This is a genomic window from Frankia sp. CcWB2, from assembly GCF_977927585.1.
Genome location: NZ_CDWRCM010000209.1, coordinates 1 through 7,450, shown reverse-complemented (window position 1 = coordinate 7,450; position 7,450 = coordinate 1). Strand labels below are relative to the sequence as shown.

Annotated in this window: 8 protein-coding genes, 1 tRNA gene and 2 pseudogenes; 10 read left to right on the top strand and 1 reads right to left on the bottom strand. The window is 69.5% G+C overall.

Annotation, left to right across the window (positions count from 1 at the left end; translation table 11 throughout):
* Positions 1-578: 578 nt before the first annotated feature.
* Positions 579-1,370, top strand: a complete 792-nt coding sequence (locus ACY45C_RS18260; RefSeq protein ID WP_462188791.1) for a nuclease-related domain-containing protein — start codon at positions 579-581, stop codon at positions 1,368-1,370.
* Positions 1,371-1,471: 101 nt separating this feature from the next.
* Positions 1,472-1,618, top strand: coding sequence for a DLW-39 family protein (locus ACY45C_RS18255; protein WP_462188792.1), 147 nt, complete (start codon positions 1,472-1,474; stop codon positions 1,616-1,618).
* A 76-nt stretch (positions 1,619-1,694) separates the two neighbouring features.
* On the opposite strand, the gene ACY45C_RS18250 is transcribed toward ACY45C_RS18255, so the two are convergent.
* The gene (locus tag ACY45C_RS18250; protein ID WP_462188790.1) at positions 1,695-2,042 is read right to left on the bottom strand and encodes a molybdopterin oxidoreductase; all 348 of its coding nucleotides are present in this window, start codon (positions 2,040-2,042) and stop codon (positions 1,695-1,697) included.
* A gap of 234 nt (positions 2,043-2,276) precedes the next feature.
* Here ACY45C_RS18250 and ACY45C_RS18245 point away from each other — a divergent pair, with 234 nt between their 5' ends.
* From ACY45C_RS18245 to ACY45C_RS18210, 8 genes and pseudogenes are all read left to right on the top strand, one after another.
* A complete protein-coding gene (locus ACY45C_RS18245) occupies positions 2,277-3,131 on the top strand; it encodes a maleylpyruvate isomerase family mycothiol-dependent enzyme (RefSeq protein ID WP_462188789.1) in 855 nt (284 codons plus the stop codon).
* Between the two features lie 185 nt (positions 3,132-3,316).
* Positions 3,317-4,468, top strand: coding sequence for a ParA family protein (locus ACY45C_RS18240; RefSeq protein ID WP_462188788.1), 1,152 nt, complete (start codon positions 3,317-3,319; stop codon positions 4,466-4,468).
* 179 nt (positions 4,469-4,647) lie between these two features.
* Positions 4,648-4,723, top strand: a tRNA-Ala gene (locus ACY45C_RS18235).
* Positions 4,724-5,138: 415 nt separating this feature from the next.
* Complete coding sequence (locus ACY45C_RS18230) at positions 5,139-5,420, top strand: transposase domain-containing protein (protein WP_462188787.1); 282 nt, start codon at positions 5,139-5,141, stop codon at positions 5,418-5,420.
* Positions 5,381-5,932 carry a transposase gene (locus tag ACY45C_RS18225; protein ID WP_462188786.1) on the top strand — a complete coding sequence of 184 codons (552 nt, stop codon included), beginning with the start codon at positions 5,381-5,383 and terminating at the stop codon, positions 5,930-5,932. Before ACY45C_RS18230 ends, ACY45C_RS18225 begins: the two co-directional genes overlap by 40 nt.
* Positions 5,881-6,395 (top strand): annotated as a pseudogene (locus tag ACY45C_RS18220) (IS5 family transposase); the annotation flags it as partial. The gene ACY45C_RS18225 and the pseudogene ACY45C_RS18220, both read left to right, overlap by 52 nt.
* Positions 6,343-6,501, top strand: a pseudogene (locus ACY45C_RS18215) (ISL3 family transposase); the annotation flags it as partial. The pseudogenes ACY45C_RS18220 and ACY45C_RS18215, both read left to right, overlap by 53 nt.
* A 226-nt stretch (positions 6,502-6,727) precedes the next feature.
* On the top strand, positions 6,728-7,450 hold a 723-nt coding region (locus ACY45C_RS18210; RefSeq protein ID WP_462188785.1), incomplete at its 3' end, for a S8 family serine peptidase.

The following is a 7,450-nucleotide window of genomic DNA, read 5'->3' as shown; positions in this document are numbered from 1 at the left end:
CCCTATGGCCGTCCCCCCGGGTGTCCTTGCGGGCGTTCCCGCGGGCCGCCTCATCGCCTGTCCCGTGGACCGGCGTGACGCAGCCGGCCGCGAAGGCCCGTACCTGGTCGGTGTCGATCGCCCGCCGCTGTGGCTGTGAGTGAGGGTGTGGTGGTTGCGGCTCGTCATTCCGGATCCCCTCGGGTGTCACGTGGCGTGGCATCCTGTGGCTCCTCTCCGGCACTGCAACTGTTCGACACCGCGCCCGGCGGCGGCCTCTGGTGGGTTCTCCCCGGCGCTGCCGGCCTCCTACCCGGCCGCCGTACTCGGTGTCGCCTCGCCCAGCTCGCCGATGGGTGGTATAGATGTGTTTTCAACGTGCTTCTCCCTCGCATATTCCACACCCTTGACCCTGTCGCTGTTGTGTATTCGATGGAATGGTGACCGGGACGGACCGGGAGTCAGTAGCACGCCGTGATTGACTGACGGCGGAGCCGGTTCCGGACCCGGAGACAACGCCGAGCGCAACGGCGTCGTGACGGCGCCGGGAGGTGGTGACCGCGGACGTGTCCGATCGGCAGTCAGCGGGACGTTCGGCCATGGCCGAGTACCTGCGGCGCAAGCAGCTGTACGTCGCCGAGCGCGGTGATCATAAACGGCGGGCGATGGCCGTCGCCGGGGCGACAGCGGGTGCCGTCGCCCTCGTCGTCGCCGTGGTCAGCCTCCTGGTCGGGCTGCCCGCGCTCGTGGCCGTGCAGCTCGCGATCATCTCGGCCGTCGTGGTGGTCCTCGTCGCGGCGACCCGGTTTCTCCGGTCCCCGCCGGAGATCGAGGCCTGGCGCGAGGACGCGGAGGCCGAACGCAGCACCGCACGGGCGTTGGACCGTTTGGTCCGGGCCGGCTACACCGTCCTGCACGACCGCGCGCTGGCCGACTCGGCCGGCAATATCGACCATCTCGTCATCGGGCCGTCCGGGGCCTGGGTGATCGAGACCGACGCCCATCCGGGACCGATCCGCCAGAACGCCGCCGGGGTCTGGGCCGGCAAGGTTCCGTTGCGGGCGATGCTGGGGCTGGTCGCGTGGATGGGCGAGGAGGCCACCGCGCAGCTCCTCGCGGAACTGCCGGCGGGCTGGCAGTTGGAGGTCCAGCCGGTCGTGGCCTTCGCCCGCGCGGATCTTCCCGCCGGCCTGGCCCTCGTCGAGGGCGTGCTGTTGCTGCCTGCCACCGGGGTGGCCGACTACGTGCTCTCCGCCGGGGTCGTGCTTCGGCCCATCGACGTGGCGATGCTGGTCGACGTGGCCGAGCGGGTGTTCCCGGCCTATGCGGTGTCGGGACCCCCGCCGTCCTGGCCGGCCCGATCCCGGCTGCGCGGCCTGCTGCGGCGTTGATCAGCCTGCGGTGACGTTGATCAGGGCGATGCGACCCGGTCCGGCCACGGTGCCGGCGGGCGGGATACCGTTGGGTGAAGGTGGCCTACGAAGGAGACGAGATGGTTCGCAAGGTGACCGTGCTGGCTCTACTGGCGAGCGCCGGAGCCGCGCTGACCGCCGTCCGGCGCCGCAGCAGGGGCAAGGAGGAGATCGACCTCTGGCGGGAGGCGACCTCCGCGGCGGGCGCCCCGGCCGGCGGGCGCTGAGGTCCACGGCAAGGCCGGGATGCCAGCCCGCCCCGGGGGGTCAGCCCGCCGAAGCTTCCAGCTCAGGGCCTCAGCCTCAGAGCTCGACTAGGCCCACGTCGGCGACCAGGGTGCCGACCAGCCCGGCCGGGGCGGCGAGGTGCAGCTCGATGTGCGTCTCCGACACCAGATCCTCGACGACGCGCAGCGGCACGTGGATTGAACCCCGCGCTCCGATCGGGAAGAAGCGCATGGGAACCCCGTTCCGCAGGAGGATCGGGCAGATCAGTTCGTCCGTCGAGTTGCCGCCCCGGAAGTAGAGCGGCTGGGCGGTGATGCCGGCTGGGACGACGTAGCTGAACGACGAGCCAAGCGAAATCGGAACATCCAGACCTTTGCCCTCGAAGGGGACAATGCCCTGCAGGAAGCGAGGAGTTGTGAACATCCGCTCATCCTTCCGCCGGGTATCCGTGTGCATGCTTTCCGTATCTTCCTCTGGGTATTTTCGCTCGGAGCTGTTTCCACCGCGTTACGTCGGCCATCGAGGGAGCGTCGGACGCGGCCCGGATCTCGAGCGCAACGTGTGCCGACTATAAGGAATCTGCGGGTAAAGACGCTGGTAGGAGGCTTGACCTGGCGTGTGGTGGCGTGTGGTGGCGTCGGGGGGCACCGTAGAACCATGACCACCCCGACCTCGCCCCGACCGTCCGACGCCATCGTCCCCGGCGCGGGAGTTGATGCCGACTCCGGGGCGGGTGTGAGCATCGCTCAGGAGTCGAGCATCGACACGTCGCCGCCGTCCGGTCCCTCCTACCTCCCCTCGGTGGTTCCGCACGATCGGCTCGCCGGATGTGCAGCGGCCCATCGGCGTCTACTGGAGGTGGCCGGCCGGCTGGACGACATCGTCGTGCGCCGTCCGTCGGGCCTGCCGGGCTGGGCGGTCGGTCACCTGCTCACCCACCTGGCCCGCAACGCGGACAGTCACACCGGCATGGTCGAAGCCGCCCGGGCCGGTGGGATCCGGGCCCAGTACCCGGGGGGCGCGCAGCAGCGGGAGGACGGCATCGCCGCCGGTTGCGATCTGCCCGCCGCCCAGGTCCGCGACGACCTGGTGGCCGCGGTGACTCGGCTGGAGCGGGCCTGGGACGGCGTGCAGGTCGACGTCTGGCGCACGGGTCTCGGGCACACCGCCACCTATGGCCTGACGACCCTTGCTGATCTGGTCTTCCTCCGCTGGCGGGAGACCGAGATACACCTCGTCGACCTCGATCTTGCCGATCTCGGCGGTCCCGGCTGGGCGGACCTGAGCCCGGCCTACGTCCAGACCGAATGGGAGTGGACCCTGCGCGGGCTGCCGGCCCGAGTACCCCCGGAGATCACCGTCGTGCTGGCGCCGGGGGACCGGCCGTCGACCGCCGTCGGTCGCGGGCAGCGGCGTGTGGTCGTCGATACGCCCACCAGGCCGACGCTGCGCTGGCTCGCCGGCCGGGACCCGGGCCGGCCGGACTGGCCCACCCTCGCCCCCTGGGAATGACCGGCGCTTTCTCGGACTGACCGGCCGGCTGCTCGGCGTCCCGGACCGGGCTGGCGGGACCCGCGACGGGGCGGGCTTCTTCTGAGGTTTCCGGCTAGCGCGACAATGTCTGCCGTGTTGGACAACAGGGACAACTGGGGTGAGGCGGCGCGCGGGCGACGTGGGGATCGTGGCCGGAGCTTTTCATGATCACGATGGCCTTGTTCAACAACAAGGGCGGCGTCGGTAAGACGACCCTCGCCTACCACCTGGCGCACATGCTGCAGCGCATGGGTCACCGGGTGCTCGCGGTCGATCTCGATCCGCAGGCGAACCTGACCGCCCAGTTCCTCGACGAGGACGAGCTGACCCAGCTGTGGGAGGAGCCGGAGGTCACCGCGTCGTCCGCGCCGAAGCCCATCATCGACCTCGACGTGCGCCCGGTTCGGATTGTCCCCGGTACGGGGACGATGGCGACGGCGATCGGGCCGATCATGGAGGGGGTCGGGGACGTCGCGCTCTTCGATCCGGTGACGATCGAGGACGGCCTGTGGCTGCTGCCCGGTGACGTCGAGCTGAGCGTCTTCGAGGACCGGCTGTCGGCCGCCTGGCCGAACAGCTTCCTCGGCAAGGACATCGCGGCGCTGCGTACGACGACGGCGTTGCACCGGGTCATCGACCATGGTGCCCGCTTGGTTGGCGCCGAGATCGTGCTCATCGACGTGGGGCCCAATCTGGGGGCCATCAACCGGGCCGCGCTGCTGTCCGCCGACACCGTGCTCATGCCACTGGCAGCGGACCTGTTCTCGCTGCGGGGGCTGCGCAACCTCGGCCCCACGCTGCGGGAGTGGCGTTCCACCTGGCAGGGCACGGTGCTGCCGAAGATTCCCGAGCGCATCTCGGCTCCGCGCGGGCTGATGATGCCGATCGGGTACATCGTGATGCAGCCGCCGACGCGGACCGACCGGCCGGCAAAGGCGCACGACCGGTGGCTCGACCGGATTCCCGAGGTGTTCGCGACCTCGGTGCTCACCAGCGGGAACCCCGGACCGCACGACCGTTCCTTCGAGATCGCCACTCTGGGGCACTACGCGAACCTGATCCCGCTGGCGCACGACGCCCGTAAGCCGATGTTCGAACTGCGGGCCGGAGACGGCGCGCTCGGCGGTACGCAGAGCGCGGTGCGGCGGTGCTACTCCGACTTCCGGGATCTCGCGGTCAAGGTGCGGGAGCGGCTGGCCTTCATCGATCCGACCCTGCGCCGGTCCTGGCCGACGGGCCGGTTATCCACAGGGTGGCGGTTGGGGGAGTCGCGGCCCGGTTATCCACAGGGCTCCCGCGGGGCACGATGGTCGTAGGCGGGCACTGTGACCGCCGGAAGACCGGATCCCCCCGAGCATCGGTGTCCCCCCATGGTTCCCGGGTGGTTCCCGTGCCGGACCAACGTCCGAGGAGACCGTCATGCCGTACGCTTGTGAAGCGCTTCGCCGAGGTGGTCATCGTCGAATGGTTCCGTCCCGGCCGGAGTGCGTCCCTCGGGGGCGTAGCTCAATTGGCAGAGCACTGCCTTTGCAAGGCAGGGGTTAGGGGTTCGAGTCCCCTCGTCTCCACCACGATGCGCAACAATGCCCTGACCTGGGCAAATAGGTAAATTCTATGAGATCTGATCCTTGATCGAATAGAGAATGTCCAGGTCGGGGTATTGATCGTCTGGTTCGATTCCCGGGTGCATCGACAAGTCTCGACTACGTTGGGTAGTCGTGGGAGGTTGGTCGAGCAAGGGATGTCGACGGCCAGCGTGCACTCCAAGATGTCTCCGCTGGGATCTGGCATCTGATTAGCCGGGATCATGATGCCTCGTGCGGAGGAGTCGGAACTCGCGCGGTCATGAACCAGAAAGTCCCAAGATGACGGTGTGCGAGTTTGTATCGGGGCTTGCCTCAATGCCACTTCCACTATTTAGATCTTGGTGGGCTGTGGTGTGTCGATTCAGGTGGTTCCGTCTGGTTGGCGGCATGATCGAGCGCTGTGGCGGACACGGGGGCGGTGGCGGGTAGCCAGCTGACGGACTGGATTTCCCTGGGGGTCCTGACGTCGTTCGTCCCGCGTGATGCGGTCGATGAGGCGACCGGAGCGGGTGCCCGGCGCTCCGATGCGACGATCCCACCGCAGGTCGTGGCCTACTTCGTGGTGGCGCTCGCGTTGTTCGCGCGGACGACGACTACGAGGCGGTCGCCCGCCGGCTCGCTGCCACGCTCACCGATCTCGACGTGGTGGGGCTGCGGTGGGGACCGGCCTCGGGCGGGCTGACCAAAGCCCGCCAGCGGCTCGGAACCGAGCCGCTGGCGGAGCTGTTCAGCCAGGTCGCCGGGCCGGTCGCGGACCTGGACACGGCCGGGGCGTTCCTCGCCCGGTGGCGGCTGATGAGTATCGACGGGCTGGAATGGGACGTGCCGGCCTCGAAGGTGAACATCTCCGCGTTCGGCGTGCCGGTGGGCCGCGACGACGCGCCGGGGGTGTTGCCGAAGGTCTGCCCGGTCACCGTGTCCGAGTGTGCCTCACACGTCCCGGTCCTGGCCGCGCTCGGCCCGGCCGGTGGGACGAAGCCCGCCAGCGAGCAGGCCCTGGCCCGGGCCCTCTACCCGCGGCTGGCCTCGGGCTGGCTGTTGCTCGCGGACCGCAACTTCTACTCCTGGACGGACTGGTGTGCGGCGGCGGACACTGGTGCGGCGTTGCTGTGGCGGGTCAAGGCCAGCCTGCGGCTGCCCCCTACGGACTGTTTCGGAACTGGCAGCGGGACGGCACCTGGGAACGGATCCTGACCCAGCTTCAGGCCCAGGCGGACGCGCAAGGGCTGATCACCTGGGACGTTTCCGTCGACTCCACGGTGGCCCGGGCCCACCAGCACGCCGCCGGTGCACGCAAAAGGGGGATCTTCGGCGGGAACCTCCGGGAGGAGTAGTCACAGAACCGGCCGGCCATGGGCTGGGACGTTCCCGCGGTGGGTTCTCTACAAAGATCCATCTTGCCTGCGAGCAGGGCCGTCGTCCGCTGGCGTTGCTGGTCACCGCCGGGCAGCGCGGCGACAGCCCGCAGTTCTCGGCCGTACTCGACAAGATCCGTGTTCCCCGGTCGGGGCCTGGCCGTCCCCGGACCCGTCCCGACCGGGTCATGGCGGACAAGGCCTACAGCTCCCGGGCGAACCGGGCTTTGCTCCGCCGTCGGGGGATGCGGACTCGACCTCGACCGCGCGGCCGTCAACGCCGCCCTCGCTGTGGCCCACCACAATGGCGGCACCGAAGGCGTGAACACCAAAACCAGACGGATCATGCGCCAGATGCACGGCCGAGCCGAGTTCACCCTCCTCCGCCACCGCATCCTGCTCGGCTGACATTCGGTCACCGCCGAAAGTGAGCCAGAGCCGTTTTCTGGACACATCCCCCATTCACTACGTCGCCAGCTACATCGGCAACAAACAGATGATCGCCGCACCCAGACACACAGTACGCTGTGCTGGTACTCGATCAGTCTTCGACCGCCAGGACGACGAAAACGATGAGGACGGGGTCAACGACATGACGGTCACCGTGTCTGTCGATCCACCCGGGCAGCTGTAGGTGGCCGGGGACCGCTGCGACGCGGGCCTGTTGCGCGAGCTGGAGAGCTGGCGGCACGACGGGGAGCCTGAGCGCCGCGTCGACGTCTTCGTGACGTATGCGGACGATCCGGCCGCGCTCACCGCCGCCGGGCTCGAGCTCGGCCACCACGACGGCGAGGTGGCTACCGGTACCGTGTGGCTCGCCGACGTGGCCGCGCTGGAGGCGGTCCCGGGCGTGCGGTGGCTGGCCGCCTCAGCGCGTACGCACCTGCTGATCGATCGCAGCATGCCGGAGATCAAGGCCACCGCCGTGCGCGCTCAGGCCCCGCCGTACTCGGTCGGCGGGACGCCCGGCGCGACCGGCAAGGGCGTTCTGGTCGGCATCCTCGACAACCGGCTCACGGTCACGCACCCGACGTTCACGGTACCTGGGGTCATGCCGCCGAAGAGCCGCGTGATCGGCTACTGGGACCAGGTGTCCCGGCCCGAGGCCGGCCAGGGGCCGCCGCCCGGCTTCCCGTACGGCGTCTGGTGGGACCAGACCGCCGTCGCCGACGTGGTCGCGAACAACCGGATGAACGCGATCTGGACCAGCTCGCAGTCCGACCACGGCTCGCACGTGGCGGGCATCGCTGCGGGCAGTGGCGCGGGCGGGGATGCGGGCCTGCCGCCGTTCCGGCTCGTCGGCGTCGCGCCGGAGGCCGACATCGTCTTCGCGAACTCGGCGATGGTGCTGTCCGCT

Excerpts from the sequence above, each read along its gene's own strand:
- ACY45C_RS18260 (WP_462188791.1), top strand. The coding sequence starts at position 579 with ATGGCCGAGTACCTGCGGCGCAAGCAGCTGTACGTCGCCGAGCGCGGT.
- ACY45C_RS18255 (WP_462188792.1), top strand. The coding sequence starts at position 1,472 with ATGGTTCGCAAGGTGACCGTGCTGGCTCTACTGGCGAGCGCCGGAGCC.
- ACY45C_RS18250 (WP_462188790.1), bottom strand. The coding sequence starts at position 2,042 with ATGTTCACAACTCCTCGCTTCCTGCAGGGCATTGTCCCCTTCGAGGGC.
- ACY45C_RS18245 (WP_462188789.1), top strand. The coding sequence starts at position 2,277 with ATGACCACCCCGACCTCGCCCCGACCGTCCGACGCCATCGTCCCCGGC.
- ACY45C_RS18240 (WP_462188788.1), top strand. The coding sequence starts at position 3,317 with ATGATCACGATGGCCTTGTTCAACAACAAGGGCGGCGTCGGTAAGACG.